Source organism: Aquipluma nitroreducens (genome assembly GCF_009689585.1).
Classification (GTDB): domain Bacteria; phylum Bacteroidota; class Bacteroidia; order Bacteroidales; family Prolixibacteraceae; genus Aquipluma; species Aquipluma nitroreducens.
The window spans coordinates 5,353,222-5,369,055 of the sequence record NZ_AP018694.1 but is presented as its reverse complement, the minus strand read 5'-3'; the positions used below and the strand labels follow the sequence as shown (position 1 = coordinate 5,369,055).

The 15,834-nt window shown below is 31.6% G+C and carries 13 protein-coding genes; 11 read left to right on the top strand and 2 right to left on the bottom strand.

The genetic code is table 11. The features are described 5' to 3' along the window. Nucleotides 1–33: 33 nt before the first annotated feature. Nucleotides 34–801, bottom strand: coding sequence for an IS5 family transposase (locus AQPE_RS22425; RefSeq protein WP_318346808.1), 768 nt, complete (start codon nt 799–801; stop codon nt 34–36). Nucleotides 802–1,020: 219 nt separating this feature from the next. Here AQPE_RS22425 and AQPE_RS22420 point away from each other — a divergent pair, with 219 nt between their 5' ends. The 10 genes from AQPE_RS22420 to AQPE_RS22375 all read left to right on the top strand — a co-directional run bounded on the left by AQPE_RS22420 (nt 1,021) and on the right by AQPE_RS22375 (nt 14,217). Further along, entirely contained in the window at nt 1,021–2,058 is a 1,038-nt protein-coding gene (locus AQPE_RS22420) for a polysaccharide deacetylase family protein (RefSeq protein ID WP_318348712.1), read from the top strand. A gap of 55 nt (nt 2,059–2,113) precedes the next feature. Continuing rightward, on the top strand, nt 2,114–3,238 hold the full coding sequence (locus AQPE_RS22415) for a glycosyltransferase family protein (RefSeq protein WP_318348711.1): 1,125 nt from the start codon (nt 2,114–2,116) through the stop codon (nt 3,236–3,238). A 720-nt stretch (nt 3,239–3,958) separates the two neighbouring features. Then, on the top strand, nt 3,959–4,726 hold the full coding sequence (locus tag AQPE_RS22410; protein ID WP_318348710.1) for a ChbG/HpnK family deacetylase: 768 nt from the start codon (nt 3,959–3,961) through the stop codon (nt 4,724–4,726). A 65-nt stretch (nt 4,727–4,791) separates the two neighbouring features. After that, nucleotides 4,792–5,913 (top strand): glycosyltransferase family 4 protein, encoded by a 1,122-nt coding sequence (locus AQPE_RS22405; protein WP_318348709.1) that lies wholly within the window; start codon nt 4,792–4,794, stop codon nt 5,911–5,913. A gap of 12 nt (nt 5,914–5,925) precedes the next feature. Further along, nucleotides 5,926–7,032, top strand: a complete 1,107-nt coding sequence (locus AQPE_RS22400) for a glycosyltransferase family 4 protein (protein WP_318348708.1) — start codon at nt 5,926–5,928, stop codon at nt 7,030–7,032. A gap of 64 nt (nt 7,033–7,096) precedes the next feature. Then, complete coding sequence (locus tag AQPE_RS22395; protein ID WP_318348707.1) at nt 7,097–8,590, top strand: Gfo/Idh/MocA family protein; 1,494 nt, start codon at nt 7,097–7,099, stop codon at nt 8,588–8,590. Nucleotides 8,591–8,915: 325 nt separating this feature from the next. Further along, entirely contained in the window at nt 8,916–11,048 is a 2,133-nt protein-coding gene (locus tag AQPE_RS22390) for a bi-domain-containing oxidoreductase (protein WP_318348706.1), read from the top strand. A gap of 5 nt (nt 11,049–11,053) precedes the next feature. Next, nucleotides 11,054–12,226, top strand: coding sequence for a beta-L-arabinofuranosidase domain-containing protein (locus AQPE_RS22385; protein ID WP_318348705.1), 1,173 nt, complete (start codon nt 11,054–11,056; stop codon nt 12,224–12,226). A gap of 86 nt (nt 12,227–12,312) precedes the next feature. After that, nucleotides 12,313–13,479: a non-hydrolyzing UDP-N-acetylglucosamine 2-epimerase gene (gene wecB / locus AQPE_RS22380; RefSeq protein WP_318348704.1), complete on the top strand. Its 1,167-nt coding sequence runs from the start codon at nt 12,313–12,315 to the stop codon at nt 13,477–13,479. 3 nt (nt 13,480–13,482) lie between these two features. Continuing rightward, complete coding sequence (locus AQPE_RS22375) at nt 13,483–14,217, top strand: WecB/TagA/CpsF family glycosyltransferase (protein ID WP_318348703.1); 735 nt, start codon at nt 13,483–13,485, stop codon at nt 14,215–14,217. A 337-nt stretch (nt 14,218–14,554) separates the two neighbouring features. Here AQPE_RS22375 and AQPE_RS22370 read toward each other — a convergent pair whose 3' ends face one another. Then, the gene (locus tag AQPE_RS22370) at nt 14,555–14,827 is read right to left on the bottom strand and encodes a transposase (protein WP_318351338.1); all 273 of its coding nucleotides are present in this window, start codon (nt 14,825–14,827) and stop codon (nt 14,555–14,557) included. Nucleotides 14,828–15,133: 306 nt separating this feature from the next. On the opposite strand from AQPE_RS22370, the gene AQPE_RS22365 reads away from it, so the two are divergent. Further along, nucleotides 15,134–15,820, top strand: coding sequence for a phosphatase PAP2 family protein (locus tag AQPE_RS22365; RefSeq protein WP_318348702.1), 687 nt, complete (start codon nt 15,134–15,136; stop codon nt 15,818–15,820). Nucleotides 15,821–15,834 lie beyond the last annotated feature (14 nt).

Here is a 15,834-nt window from a genome sequence, read left to right as displayed (position 1 = left end):
TATTCTATTGAAGATTTAGTGACTGTTTAAATTTTAATTTTTGATTCTATTAAGCATTAGTCTTATCATTGCAATCTGAATCATTACCTGGCTAGTGTTGGTCAGGTATTCGAAGTCTTTACTGAGTCTTCGGTAACTTTCAAACCAGGCAAACGTTCTTTCGACAACCCATCTTTTGGGAATAACGGTAAATTTACTGGAATGGTCTGATCTCAAAACGATTTCAAGTATCCAGCCGAATGTGGTTTTGGTCTTCTCTATGAGTTCTCCACGATAACCACCATCAGCAACGATCTTGACCAGCCTTTCGAACCTACCTTTCAGTAAGGCAATTACATCACTTGCTCCCTTGCTGTCATGCACATTTGCAGCATGTACAACAACGGCCAGCAGCAAACCCATTGTATCTGTAACAATATGGCGTTTGCGGCCTTTGATCATTTTGCCTCCATCAAAACCGCGAGATTCGCCGCCCAATCTGGTTGTCTTAATAGACTGGCTATCAATACAAGCCAAACTGGGAGATTCATATTTCCCTGCTTTCTTGCGTATTTTGTCGCGAAGCAGTTCATGTACTTGTTCTATGACACCGTTGTTCTTCCATCTAGTGAAATAGTAATAAACTAGTTCCCAATTGGGAAAACAGCCAGGTATCATACGCCATTGACAACCTGTTTTAATCAAATAGAAAATGGCATTGAAAATATCCCGTAAAGAATGTTTTCTCTTACGGTTGTCGTTTAAAATGCCACTTAATAGCATCCATTGGCTATCGGTGAGATTGGTTGGATAGTGTTTCATGTGTTCTTAACAGTTTGGTAACCAATAAGATAGCTAAACAAAACCAATTAATCAACTGATAGTCAGTGTTTTATTTACAAATATTCTAAATTTAAACAGTCTCTTACAAGATTATATATTTAAAAGTATCTTAAAACTCAAAATGAACCGTCTTTTCAAACCACAAATGAATACTCACAATTATAAAAAGTAGTATTTCTGACCACATAACTTTTAAAAATGAATTATAAAAAATCTAATATATTTATAACCATAGATTATGAACTTTTTATGGGTGAAAGGACAGGTTCAGTTATCAACTGTATGATTCGACCTTTAGATAAATTAATAGAGATTTTGAACAAGTACAATGTTAAAATGACAATTTATGTTGATTCTGCTTATCTCTTAAAAGTATATGAATTAAAATCTAGACACAAGTCTTTGGAAATTGATTATGAACTAATTACAAGTCAAATTCGAAGTTTATCAGAAAATGGGCACGATATTCAGTTACATATTCATCCTCAATGGTTACATTCAGACTATTCTGAAAATGTGTGGAAAGTTAATCCGAAACATTATAAACTTAGTGATCTTGAACCAACGGAATCAAAAACATTATTTGCTAACGCAAAATTGTTATTAGAACAAATTATAAACATGCCGGTTAATTCATTTAGAGCAGGCGGTTATTCTATACAAACTTATACCAATTATACAGAGTTATTTTCTGATAATGGCATAGTAATCGATTCTTCTGTTTTGGTTGAAGCATATGCCGATAGTGATTTCCAAAAATATGATTACAGACTATGTCCTTGTTATGAAAGGTATAAGTTTAAAAAAGATTTAATGATTGAAGATAATTGTGGAAAGTTTGTGGAGTTACCAATATCTCGACATAAAGTTAGCTTATTCTATGATATTTATAAAAGGTTAAAATTAACAAAACAATTTGATCAAAATAAATATGGAGATGGCATAGCATCCGCAAGCTATATTCCGAATAATGAATCACTATATCATAAATTATTTCGTCTTTTCACTAATAATTTTAAAACAGCATCTATTGATAATTATTCTCCAATATATCTTCCTTATTTGCATAGAAAACACAGAAAAACAAATAATCAGGATTTCGTGATAATTGGTCATCCAAAAAACTTTAGTGAACTATCTCTCTATTATCTGGAACAATTTATAAAAAAAGAAAAAGAAAATAGCAGATTTTTAACAGTTTCATCAATTGCTAAGTCAAATCTGCTACAGAATTGAAATAGCTCAATTATTTAATTTTTAGCTTATTTGTCTCAGCGAAAAACAGGAAAAAATGAAAATTCAATTGCTTTACATTTGTAAGATAATCAATGAATCTCCCACCGGAGGTACACGAAGAATATTAGGAACAATTAATTTTCTAAAAACATTTGAAGATTTAAAATGCTCAGTTTTAACAGAAAGCAAACTACAAATCGATAATGTGGAAGTTCTTAGATCAAAAAAGATTTTATCAGAGAGAAAAATTATTTTATCTCCAAAAAATTTTCATTCGAGAAGTAATATTAAATTAATTAATAAAGATCATTTTTCTTTTTTGCCAATGGGGTTTTTAAAAATTGTTTTTAGAAAATTTGATATACTATATTGTACTTGCCCAAAATATACTAATTTACAGATTGGATTACTATACAAAATATTTCACCCAAAGAGCCAGTTTATAGTTGAATATAGGGATTTAAATTCATTCAACCCACAATTTAAGAAAAACTTATTTTCAAAACTTGCAAGATATTTTGAAATCAAAGTGCTTAAAAAAGCAGATAAAATCATCACAACGACTAACGGGATGAAAAATAAACTGATTAAATATGTTGACATTAATAAAATAGAAGTTGTTCATAATTACATTTCTGCTATTGACTATAAAGATGGGATGAGCTGTAAAAAATTAGATTTAAGTCCAGAATTTTACAATATTGGATATATTGGAACTTTAAATACAGGACGAGATCCAAAGATCATATTAGATCTATTAAAAATGAAAATTGAAAATAAATTTACTATGTTACATATTGCAGGCTCCTCAAATCTTCAAAACGAATATATTCTTGATAATTGTGACGTAGAATTCCACAATAGAATCAAATTTTATGGGATCGTAGACCGCATGACTTCTCTAATAATAATGAAAAGTATGGATTCTTTATTCGTTTTAGTAAATCCTGATTACGAAATATCTGAAGGTTATGGAATGCCAGGCAAGCTTTTTGATTATATTGCAATGAAAAATAATCTCCTAACAGATACTCACACTTTCAAAAGTCTGTATAATGAACTCTATATTGAAAAAACATTATCTTTTGGAAATTATATACAGTTTCGCTCATTAAAAAGTGATTTTTTAGATGTGGCGTTAACCCAAATTTTTAATCGTGAGTCCTTATTAAAAAGCTGACTGGCAATAATAATTGATTATCAATAAATTGTAAATGTATCTAAAATAAAATTGCTTTTTCTCAACCCAAAATTGAATATAGACATAAAAATTGCTTCAAAATTTCATTCTTATTTGTGTAGATTAATTCCTTCTTATTTTTAGAATTTGAATTTTGAGGCCACTCCGAAAAGTGAAAGCGTTTCTGCTGGGTTATAGAGTTTATTTTATCACCATATACGGACAACACAACTGCGTGAATCAAACAGCACAGCGAACGCTGCGATAGATAGAACTGAGGTTTGAAAAATATATTCTGGCAATCAGTGATGAATTTGGCTATTTCTCTTATTTGACAAAGAAGGAGTAGAATGGCTCTTTAATAATTTCTCCTTACAGGCGATCTCTAGTCAACAATTGTATCCACCAACCTGGGTTTTGACCAATTGAATGAAATTATGGCAATCCGTTATTCACTGAGCATTATTACACCGTTTGACCTACAAGCCGAATCTCGTAAGCATGAATGGAGAATCCTACCGGTTAAGTGAAACAAAAGAAATGATGAAAAATGAAAAATAAACCGCGAAAAATTCGGTCTCCAGTACACTTATGAACGGGGTACGCCGTTCATAAGTGTACTAGTATTTTATTTATTTAAAATAGCATACTTTTGAAGTGAACTACTGTTATACTTTTCGATTGAAATAAACAGCTTGTTATTGCTAACAATATTGCATTATGGCTAATAAAGAATATTCAAAAAACATTATAGTAAATGCTGATGATTTTGGATTAAAATCATCAGTAAATAAAGCAATTGTTGAATCATTTAATAAAAATCTTATTAATAGTACAACAATAATGGCTAATATGCCTGGGTTTGAGGAAGCAGTTGAACTTGCATTTAAACATAAATTTAATGATAGATTGGGAGTTCATCTAAATCTGGATGCAGGTTATCATCTGACATCACACAGTGAAATCACAAGAATATTAGATCGAAATAATCATTTTAAGTTTAAAGATGTAAGAATGATTTTTTTCTTTTTATCAGGATACGAAAAGAAATTAATACATCAAGAATTTGTTGCTCAAATAGAGAGAGTAATAAAAACTGGGATTAAGATAACTCATATTGATACACATCATCATATCCATGAAATATTTCCAATAACAAAAATTATTTTTCCGTTATTAAAAACATACAATATATCTTCAATTAGAATTCTTAATAACATAAATAAATCAACAGCATTTTATAAAATAGGTTATCGTAGATTAGTTAATAATCGAATTAAAATTAATAATCGTAATCTAACAGATTATTTTGGAAATCAATTGGATGTATCATCACTTCTGCAAAAATATCCCTCTTTGTGTGAAAATAAAAAAATTGAAGTTATGGTACATCCGGACTATGATAAAAATGGAAAGCTCATTGACTGGCTCGGTGGCAAGGAACATAATTTTGATTCATTAATGAACATAAAAAGCACTCAAGATTAACTTCAATTATGCCAATAATAATGAATCTATTTCCAATTTCAGGACTTCTGAATCAAAATACTTAAATGAAAATATTAATAGTTCAGAGAATTTTTACTTATTATAGAAAAGAAGTATTAGATGAACTTCATAAAGAAATCGATTTTGTGCTTTTACATTCTGCAAATAAGTCTAGTATAAATCAAGTTTCCTCTAGTTATTCTATGAAAGTAAGTAGTTTTCAATATTCAAAAAAAGAAACTAATGTATTCTTAAATGTATTTCCTTATATATTTAAGAACAGACCAGAAATAATAATACATGAATTTTCAATAGGTATTGCATCACTTATTCCTACTTTCATGCTAGCAAGATTCTTGGGGATAAAATTTATTCTTTGGGGACATGGATATGATAGAACAAAAGGGTTTTATCCTAATAAATCATTAAATGATAAATTAAGATTATATTTTATAAAAAAAGCAGATGCTGTAATTTTTTATGGAAACGAAGCTAAAATATTATTTTCAGAGTATATCAATTGTGATAAACTATTCACAGCACCCAATTGCTTGAACACCAATATATTAAATTCATTTAGAGATAATTTTGAAAAGGAAGGAAAGGAAAAAATAAAAAATAAAATTGGCTTTAAACATAAATACAATTTAATATTTATTGGAAGAATATTAGAATTTAAACAACCCCAAATACTTCTTGATATATATGAATTTTTGTATAAAATATATGGAAATATCATATGCATTCATTTTGTGGGCGATGGTAATTTTTTAAATCAATTAGAGGATTTAGTAAAACATAAAGGAATTGAAAATAATATTAAGTTTTATGGCGCAATCCATGATGACATTATAAATGGTGAATTGTTATATTGTTCTGATTTAATGGTAATGCCCGGTCTTGTAGGTCTTTCAGTTAATCATGCCTTTAATTTCGATTGTCCGGTTGTGACCTTTGAGCAAGATGGTCATGGTCCTGAAATAGAATATTTAATTAATCAAAAAACTGGTTATATAGTTGAAGCACATACAACAGAAGCAATGGCTTTTATAATCAGTCAATATTTGAAAAGTAAAGACGTTCAATACCAAATGAAAATAAATATACGTAAAATGCTTGAGACAAAATGTTCTATAAATTCTTTTATTAAAGGATTTGTGGATGCAATAGAATTTGTACGGAGCTAAAAAAAATAATCGATGAATACAAAAAGAATTCTATGCATTTTGCAATTGCCTCCACCTTTACATGGGGTAAGTTTAATGAATAATTACATTTTAAACAGTAAATTAATTAAAAGTAATTTTCACATAGAAATAGTTGATTTTAGATTTGCTAAATCGATGAAAGATCTACAAAAGTTTTCTTTTTCAAAAATTTTTAAAGCAATCGTTTACGTATACAAGATTGCAAAAAAAGTTCTAATAAAGAAGCCTGATATGGTCTATTTTACCCTTTGCCCTACTGGTTTAGGATTTTATCGTGATGCATTTTATGTCTTCATATTAAAATTATTTGGTTCAAAAATTGTATTTCATTTACATGGTAAGGGTATCAAACAAAGTGCGCAAAAGAACTTTCTAAGAAAATGGTTATATACATGGTTATTTAAAAATACTTTTGTTATATGCTTATCAAAGAAACTTGCAGATGATATTTCTGATGTGTATAAAAACACTCCTTATATTGTACCTAATGGTATAGAAGTGCAGCCCAAATTTAATAGAAACGTAAATCAATTAAACCGATCTGTTCCACAAATTCTTTATTTATCAAATTATATACGCAATAAAGGTATTTTAATATTGTTAGAAGCTTTGGAAATTCTTAAAGATCAAGGATATCAATTTAAAGCAAGGTTAGTTGGAGCGCCTACAGATTTAACAATTGAATTTTTGGAAAATAAAATCACTAATCAAAACTTAACAGAGGTAGTAAAAATAATAGGCCCTCGTTATGGCGATAATAAATTTGTTGAATTTCAAGAAGCAGATATATTTGTTTTTCCAACTTATAATGATGCATTTCCTTTAGTTACAATAGAAGCAATGCAATATTGCTTACCCGTAATTTCAACATTTGAAGGTAGTATTCCGGATATTGTAATTGATAATGAAACAGGGTTTTTAGTTAAAACTCAGGATCCTCAAATGCTTGCAGAAAAAATAGCCATATTATTGAACGATAAAGATTTGGGAATAGAAATGGGAAAGAGAGGATATGAAAGGTTTATGAATAATTTTACATTAAATCACTTTGAAAATAAAATTAATGAGATATTTTATGAAATATTAGGAACTCATTAAATCCTTACAATAAATTATTGTTAGCATAAAGTTATGAATTCATCAAAAAACTTAAAGTTTAAGAATGACAAATCTTGTACAGCTTAGAAACCTGAAAGGTTTCAACATACTCGATGTTAAGCAGTTTGAAAATAAAGATCGGGATAGACCAAATTTTAGTAATAAATATTTCAAGTTATTATATTTTTTTAGATTTGAAGGAGTAGGTAGGACTTTACGTAAATATTTTGCTCACAAAAATAAGCAAATAAGATACTTAACCTTTCTTACTATTGATTTTCAATCTTCAAAGTATATCAATATCTCAACACAATACCAGACTGATCACCATAATTTTGTTATCCGAAATCAATTCTTCAAATGCGTAGATATTGATTTTACTAAAATAGCATCTAAGCTGGAGTATTATCTAAGTAATTTTAATCAATTTGCTGAAATTGAATCGTATGAACTGTTTAATTTAGATATTTCTAACTACATTACCTTAGATACTCTTCAGCAGAATTTTCCACAAACGAAGTATGATAATGGTCTATTCATTTACGGATTAGGTGGCTATGTTAGAATGTTTATTATTCATCATTTTAAAAAGATAACTAAAGTTGCATGTATTGATTATAAAGCAGAAACAGCTGAAGATTTTAAAATGAAATATGGTTTTCACTATAGTTTTCTTACACCAAATGATTCCTTTCCTCTATTGGAAAACATTAAAAAACCTGTTGCTATTATTGCCACTTATCATTCTGATCATGCTTCTATTGCATTTAAAATATTTGATTCTAATCCTAACACTTTTATTTTTATTGAAAAGCCACCAATTGTGGCTCTTGAAGACCTTGATAAACTGATTGAAATTTATAATAAAGGAGCCAAAATTGAAATTGGATTCAATAGGCGATTTATAAATCATAGCAGATATGTTCGACAAGTTGTACAGAATAAAATAATTATTGTTACCTGCTCAATTAAAGAAGTAAACATAAACAAAAACCATTGGTATCTATGGAAAAATCAGGGAACAAGAATAACCGGAAATGTTGTACATTGGTTTGACCTCGCAAATTTCTGGATTGGCAGTATTCCAATCGAGATTAATTTAATTTCGAATCCAAATGATCATGAGTCATCCTCTATTTCAGTATTATATAAAAATGGCTCCATTCTAAATATCACCGTTTCTGATATGGGAAATTCACTTCGTGGTGTTCAGGAAAAAATTGAAGTTAGATTCGACAATGAAACGATTCTTATAGATGATTTTCTTTCTTTAACTCATATTAAAAATAATGGTTTAAAGTTTAAGAAATTTAATTTTTTGAGAGAGAAAGGGCATAACGCGATGTATAAAAACTTCATTAGAATTATTTATAAAGTTAAATCCTCGGATTATTCGGTTATAGACCTTATCAATTCATCAGTAGTTACATTCTATTCTTCTTATATGTTGCAAAACAATATAAGAAATATGCACATCGAAGATGAAATTGAGAAATATACGTCACTTGTTAATGAGGAATTGGTTGTTCAATTCAAAAGACATTGTAATTATTTTTAAAGACATGTCATTTTTCTAATTAGTTGTTTACTAGGGATAAACAACTAATTTTTTGAATACAATTAAATAAAAACAATTCAATCAAAATTTCAAGACAAGAGAATTGTATAATGACGAAATACCAATGCCTTATTTTTCAAGTAATCTGGTCTTCATCGAAAATGAATATTCGTTAATCAGAACTGGTAAAGAAGGGGATCAATTGTAAACCATAAAATCGAAGTTAAACAAAATCAATTAATTGAAGACTTAAAGAATGTAAGATCGGGTAAAAAAGCGGTCGAAGTAATTTACAAATTAAAGAAATACAAAATAATCCTCTATTATGCAACAACTTACCCAAAAACTAAACAATGGCGAAATGCTAGTCCAGGAAGTGCCAGCACCGCAATTAGGAAAAAGTATGGTATTAGTTAAAAACCATTATTCACTAATAAGTGCGGGTACTGAGAGTTCAACAGTGCAAGCAGCCCGAAAAAGTTTGATTGGTAAAGCTAAAGAACGACCACAACAAGTCAAACAGGTTATTGACACATTAATACAACAAGGTCCGATACAAACATACAGAGCCGTTTCAAAGAAGTTGGAGGCATATTCTCCACTGGGTTATTCGAGTGCAGGTGAAATTCTTGAAGTTGGAGAAGGGATTACCGAATTTTCAAAAGGCGACTGGGTTGCTTGTGCCGGAGTTGGTTATGCAGTTCATGCCGAGATAATTTCAGTTCCTGGCAACTTAGTGGTGAAACTAAATAAAAAGGCCGATTTAAAAAACGCAGCATATAACACACTAGGAGCCATTGCTATGCAAGGAATCCGACAAGCGGATTTAAGACTAGGAGAAACCTGTGCAGTAATTGGATTAGGCCTACTGGGTCAATTAACTTGTCTCATGTTAAAGGCTTCAGGAGTGAGAGTTATAGGGATCGATGTGAATCGTTCAGCTATTGAATCAGCAAAATTACATTGCACTGATTTAGCTCTTGAAAGAAATTCAGCGGGCATTGAAGACCAAATTCATCAATTTACCAATGGAATTGGTGTTGATGCTGTGATCATAGCTGCTGCAACGGATAGTCTCGATCCGGTAAATTTTGCTGGTGCCATTGCCAGAAAGAAAGGAAAAGTTATTATACTTGGAGCTGTACCAACTGGTTTTGAACGTGATCCATTTTGGTATCGCAAAGAGCTGGAGCTAAAAATGTCATGCTCATATGGTCCTGGCCGTTATGATTTTAATTACGAAGAAAAAGGAATCGATTATCCGGTTGCCTATGTACGATGGACCGAAAAACGCAACATGGAAGCTTTTCAACAATTAATTTCAGACGGAATAATCAATATTGACTATCTCACTACACACACATTTGATTTCGATAAATCACATGAGGCTTATGATATGATTCTGAATAAAGCAGAGCCTTATCTTGGGATCATACTAAAATACAACATTGAAAAAGAGCAGATATTACATCAAAAAATATACACTAATAAAACTTCTCCAATTGCTAAAGTAAACATTGCTTTTGTAGGTGCCGGAAGTTATGCTCAAGGTAATCTGTTACCTAATATTCCAAAAAACAATCAGGTTTCTCGAAAAGGAATCCTTACAAACACAGGAGCTACATCAAAAAGAGTAGCCGAACGATTTGGCTTTGACTATTGTACATCGGATGAAAAAACTATTTTACAAGTTGATGAAATTAATACCATATTTATAGCGACTCGTCACGATTCTCATGCGGAATATGTATTAAAAGCATTAAAGAATGGCAAAAATGTTTTTGTTGAAAAGCCGATATGTCTTACATATGATGAATTATCGCAAATTACTATCGAATATAACGGAGAACAACACTTGTTAGTAGGATTCAATCGTCGATTCAGTAAGCTTTCTATTCAATTGAAGGAAAGAATGGGAAAAGGAGCTATGTCCATGAATTATCGGATCAATGCTGGGAAGATTCCAAATGATTCATGGATTCAAGATTTGGAAGTTGGGGGAGGACGAATAATTGGTGAAGTTTGTCATTTTATTGATTATTTAACTTATTTAAATGGAAGTTTGCCAATAGGTGTATTTGCCAAGGCATTACCTGATCCGGAAGATAATAATGATACATTGAGTATTCAACTTACTTTTGCCAACGGCTCCATTGGAGTTGTTTCATATTATGCCAATGGTCCAAAATCATTACCCAAAGAATACATCGAAGTTTTTAATGCCGGCAGTGCTGGAATTCTCAACAATTTCAAAGAGTTACAAGTCTTTGGTAAGAAGAAATTTAAAACTAAACTATTTAATCAGGATAAAGGTCAGGCGAAAATGGTGAATGATTTTATTTATTCAATTATAAATGGGGACCCATCTCCAATTTCATTTGAAGAGATAATTGCAGTTACGAAAGCTAGTTTTGCCGTATTGGAATCATTGAAAAATGGATTATTTGTTAAAATCTGATTTGGATGGAAGACAAAATGATCAAGGAAAGGTTTGACAAATTAGAAGAATATTGCAAATCCGAAGCCTTTAAAGGTTATGATCCATATGATGGATTAAACAGTCGTTTTTTTGACATCATTCCACTATTTAGAAAAAGCAGAATTTTCAAACTGGCTTGGATTCAATTTTTCAAACGGTCACCTGTTAATTTCAGAAAAATTGCAGGAATAAAGAAAGAATACAATCCTAAGGCACTTGGTCTGTTTCTATCGGCCTATTGCAATTTGTATAAAAAAAAACCCAACCAGGAAAATCTAACCCAAATTCTTTTTTTTATTGAAGAATTAAAGCTTTGTCAATCAAGGGGATATTCTGGAACTTGTTGGGGGTACAACTTTGACTGGCAGGCAAAAGCTTTTTTTCAACCTAAAAACACGCCAACAATAGTTGCGACAACTTTTATCAGCAATGCGTTGCTCGATGCTTTTGAAATTAATGGAGAGGAACAATTGCTTGATATAGCTCGAAGCGCCTGCGATTTTATTATTAAAGATCTAAACCGAACTTATGATGAAAAAGGAAATTTCGCATTTTCCTATTCCCCATTAGATAAAACCGTCGTTTTTAACGCTTCTTTGCTTGGCAGTCGACTCTTATCCAGAGTTTATAGTTTTACTCACGAAAATGAATTGTTGGAATCTGCAAAGAAATCGGTAATATTTTGTTGCGATTACCAAAAAAATGATGGTTCCTGGAGTTATGGAACATTAGGTTTTCATCAATGGATAGATAACTTCCATACCGGATACAATCTGGAATGTATATCAGATTACATGAAGTACTCTGGTGATAATAATTTTAAAGATCATTTAAATATAGGTTTTGATTATTACATTAAAACATTTTTTACACATGAAGGAATATCCAAATATTACAATAATTCTATTTACCCCATAGATATTCATGCACCTGCTCAGGTGATAATCACATTATCCAAACTTGGAAAGTTTCAGGAATACAAAAGTCTTGCAAAAAATATTATTTCATGGACGCTTGAAAATATGCAATCGGATAAAGGGTATTTTTTTTATCAGGCAAATAAATATTTTCCTTCCAGAATTCCTTATATGCGTTGGGCACAGGCATGGATGTTTTATGCTTTGAGTGAATATTTATTACTGACCGACAATCATTAGCAGAGGTTATTGACTCGATAAATAATTTCATTATCAAACACTTAATTATAAATACACATACATATTTATTAAACTTAAATAAAGCTATGAAGATTCTATCAGTTGTGGGTGCCCGCCCAAATTTCATGAAAATCGCCCCTTTTATTAGAGCAATAGAAATGTATAATTTGACAAATCAAGTCTCCATACAACATATTTTGGTACATACAGGTCAACATTATGATGTTAGAATGTCAGAAGCATTTTTTAAGGAGCTCGGTATTCCAAACCCGGATATAAATCTTGAAATTGGCTCTGGCAGCGATGCTGAGCAATTGGGATACACTATGATTGCATTTGAAAAGGTATTGGTTAAACATAAACCGGATTGGGTAATAGTTGTCGGTGATGTGAATGCCACTTTATCATGTTCTGTAATTGCTAAAAGACTTAATTTTAAGGTATGTCACATTGAAGCAGGCCTCCGTTCAGGTGATATGACTATGCCAGAGGAGATAAATCGCTTGGTCACAGACCGGCTATCAGATCTTTTGCTTACTCCGGATAAATTATCTTCGGAAAATCTCAGAAATGAAGGGACTCCGGAAGCAAAAATACATTTTGTTGGAAACATCATGATTGATACTCTTGAAGCCAACAAAGGCAAGGCTCAAAAGCTAACTATAGAGAAAATTATACAAAGTAATCTGATTCCTGAAACCATTTTCTCACCTAAAATACCAAATGACGGAGAATTCGCATTGATGACCCTTCACCGTCCATCGAATGTTGATTCAGAAAAAACATTTGTCCCAATAGTAAATTTTCTGACAAATCAAGTTACAAAGAATCATATTCTAATTTGGCCAATTCACCCCCGAGCGCGAAAACAATTATTATTTTATGATTTGTGGGATAAAGTAAAAAATCATCCCTCACTCATTCTTTTAGAGCCATTGGGATATCATGAAATGCTCCGTCTGAATATGGGCGCGAATATCATGCTAACTGATTCGGGTGGACTTCAGGAAGAATGCTGTGTATTGGGAACTCCTTGCCTGACTTTGCGCTGGAATACAGAAAGGCCTATAACGTTGAGAAAACATGGCGGAGCAAGTGTCCTTGTTGGAAACAATATTGAAAGAATTCGAGAAGAGTATTTTCACACACTTAAACTAAACAGATATCCCTCAAGACCGGAATTATGGGATGGTCACACAGCCGAACGAATCGTTAAAAAATTGGTGGAGATGAATGAATCTAAAACAATTTAGCGTATGAAAATTGACTTTTTAGGCATTCCTGTTGACGCTATTACTATGTCGGAAACTGTTTCTCTGGTTGATGAAACGATTAGTCAAAATAAAAAGATTAACCATGTCGTCATCAATGCAGGAAAAGTTGTCTCCATGCAAAAAGATAAAAAATTGTTCGAAAGTGTAGTGTCTTGCGATGTGATTAATGCCGATGGTCAGAGCATTGTTTGGGCTGCACGTTTTCTTGGCAAGAAAATACCTGAAAGAGTTGCCGGTATTGATTTGATGCAACAGCTTGTTCATTTGTCTTACGAGAAAGGCTATAAATGTTTTTTCTTTGGAGCAAAAGAAGAAGTGATTAAAAAAGTTGTAACTATTTATACTGAAAAATACGGATCGAGATTAATTGCAGGTTACCGTAATGGATATTTTACTAAAAATGAAGAACCTGAAGTTGCAAGGCAAATAGCTGATAGTGGAGCGCAATTGCTTTTTGTTGCCATTACGTCTCCGAGAAAAGAAAATTTTTTGTATGAATACCGTGATGTACTTTCAAATGTCAACTTTACCATGGGAGTTGGAGGTACTTTTGATGTCATTGCAGGTTTCACAAAAAGAGCTCCCTATTGGATGCAAAATATTGGTTTAGAATGGTTCTATCGGTTTATTCAGGAACCCAGAAGAATGTGGTATCGCTATCTGGTTGGTAATTCGAAATTTACATGGGCAGTATTAAAAGAGAAAGTAAAAGGTTGAATTATTTATAATACTCCCCAACATTTCATACCGTCATCGTTAACAAAAAGTTGGAAAAGCTACTTTCATTACAAAATTTATAGTTAGTCAATCCTTAAAAAGTCATTTTAAAATATTCTCAGTTGTCTTTTGCTCATTAATTCATGTCGTTAATTAAAAGCCAGATTCATTGTTTTTAATTTCGTCACGATAAAACAGTATGGTTCGGCTCTCATTAGCCTATAAATTACCCAATCGGGCAAGAATTTGAGCAAAAGTTTAACTTTTCGCATACATCTACGAAAGTTAAATACAGAAGCGGACATCAGGGCATTGATCTGGTCTCCTGCAAATCCTTTTAGGAAGTTCCTTGCCATGCGATGATCATGTTTGGCATGTGAGAAGATTGGTTCAATTGCCGCCCTGAGCCTATCCGGTTACGAAAATGAACAAGATCGCTCGGATCACAGGGCATTGTCCATTGAAAATGTGTTTCGCCACTAAAATATTGGTAATACGGATTTTCCACCCACTTCGAAACAATAGATTCGTCACTCAGATAATCCAATTGTTTTAATATCACAAGTGATACCATCAATCGAATTGGTCTGGCCGGACGACCAAAATCAATGTAATACCCCGAAAAATCATCCTCAATTGATTTCCAGTTGATCGTATTGGAAGTTTATAAAGTGGATGCTTGGGATTAAGCTGATCTTGTAGAGCTTGATATAAAAAACTCATTTGTCCGTTTTGCTTGTTTTTCCCAATCATATTTCTGCAAGGTTATCTACTAAATTGCAAAAAATCCTGCAAATAAAATCATATCCGATAGGTGCGAAATAAACAAAATGCTGTTAACAATCAACACCTTCGCTCGTTTTTAAGGGCTTACTAGTTAACATTAAGGTAATCTATCGAAAAAAATAGAAAAATTATGGATGGTATTATTATTAATATGCTAAATGCACTAGGTCATAGTACATTTTTTTTTACGAAAATTGTGTTACTAATAGTAAGTAATAACCTTGTAAAGGGAGGAGCGATTGTAGCAGTCCTTTGGTATCTTTGGTTTAACGAGAAAAGTAAAAACTCACATAGCCGTGCAAAAATTATTATTACTTTATATGGTTGCATTATTGCAATAGTTGTTGGTCGAGGTTTGGCTAAATTATTTCCTTTTAGAGCTAGGCCTATGCTTAATCCAGAATTCGATTTCACTTTTCAAATAGCTCCATTATCTGACCTAGCCACATGGAGTTCCTTTCCAAGTGATCATGCCGTTCTTTTCTTCTCACTAGCAACTGGAATTTTTCTTGTTTCTAAAAAGTGGGGTATAATTTCATATGCATATGTTTTTTTCATTATCTGTTTTCCCAGAATTTATTTAGGGTTTCATTATCCTACAGATATATTAGCTGGTGCTGCAATCGGAATCTTTATAATTTGGGGAATTTCTGTTTTAAAAATATTTAAAATATTTTCAGAGAAAACATTAGCGCTTTCCCTCAAATTTCCAGGTATATTTTATGCTTGTTTTTTTATTCTCAGTTATCAAATAGCCACATTATTCGAGGCGAGTCGTGATTTAATTAGTGGAGTATTTCATTACATTTTTCAATAATTTCAAATGGAAAT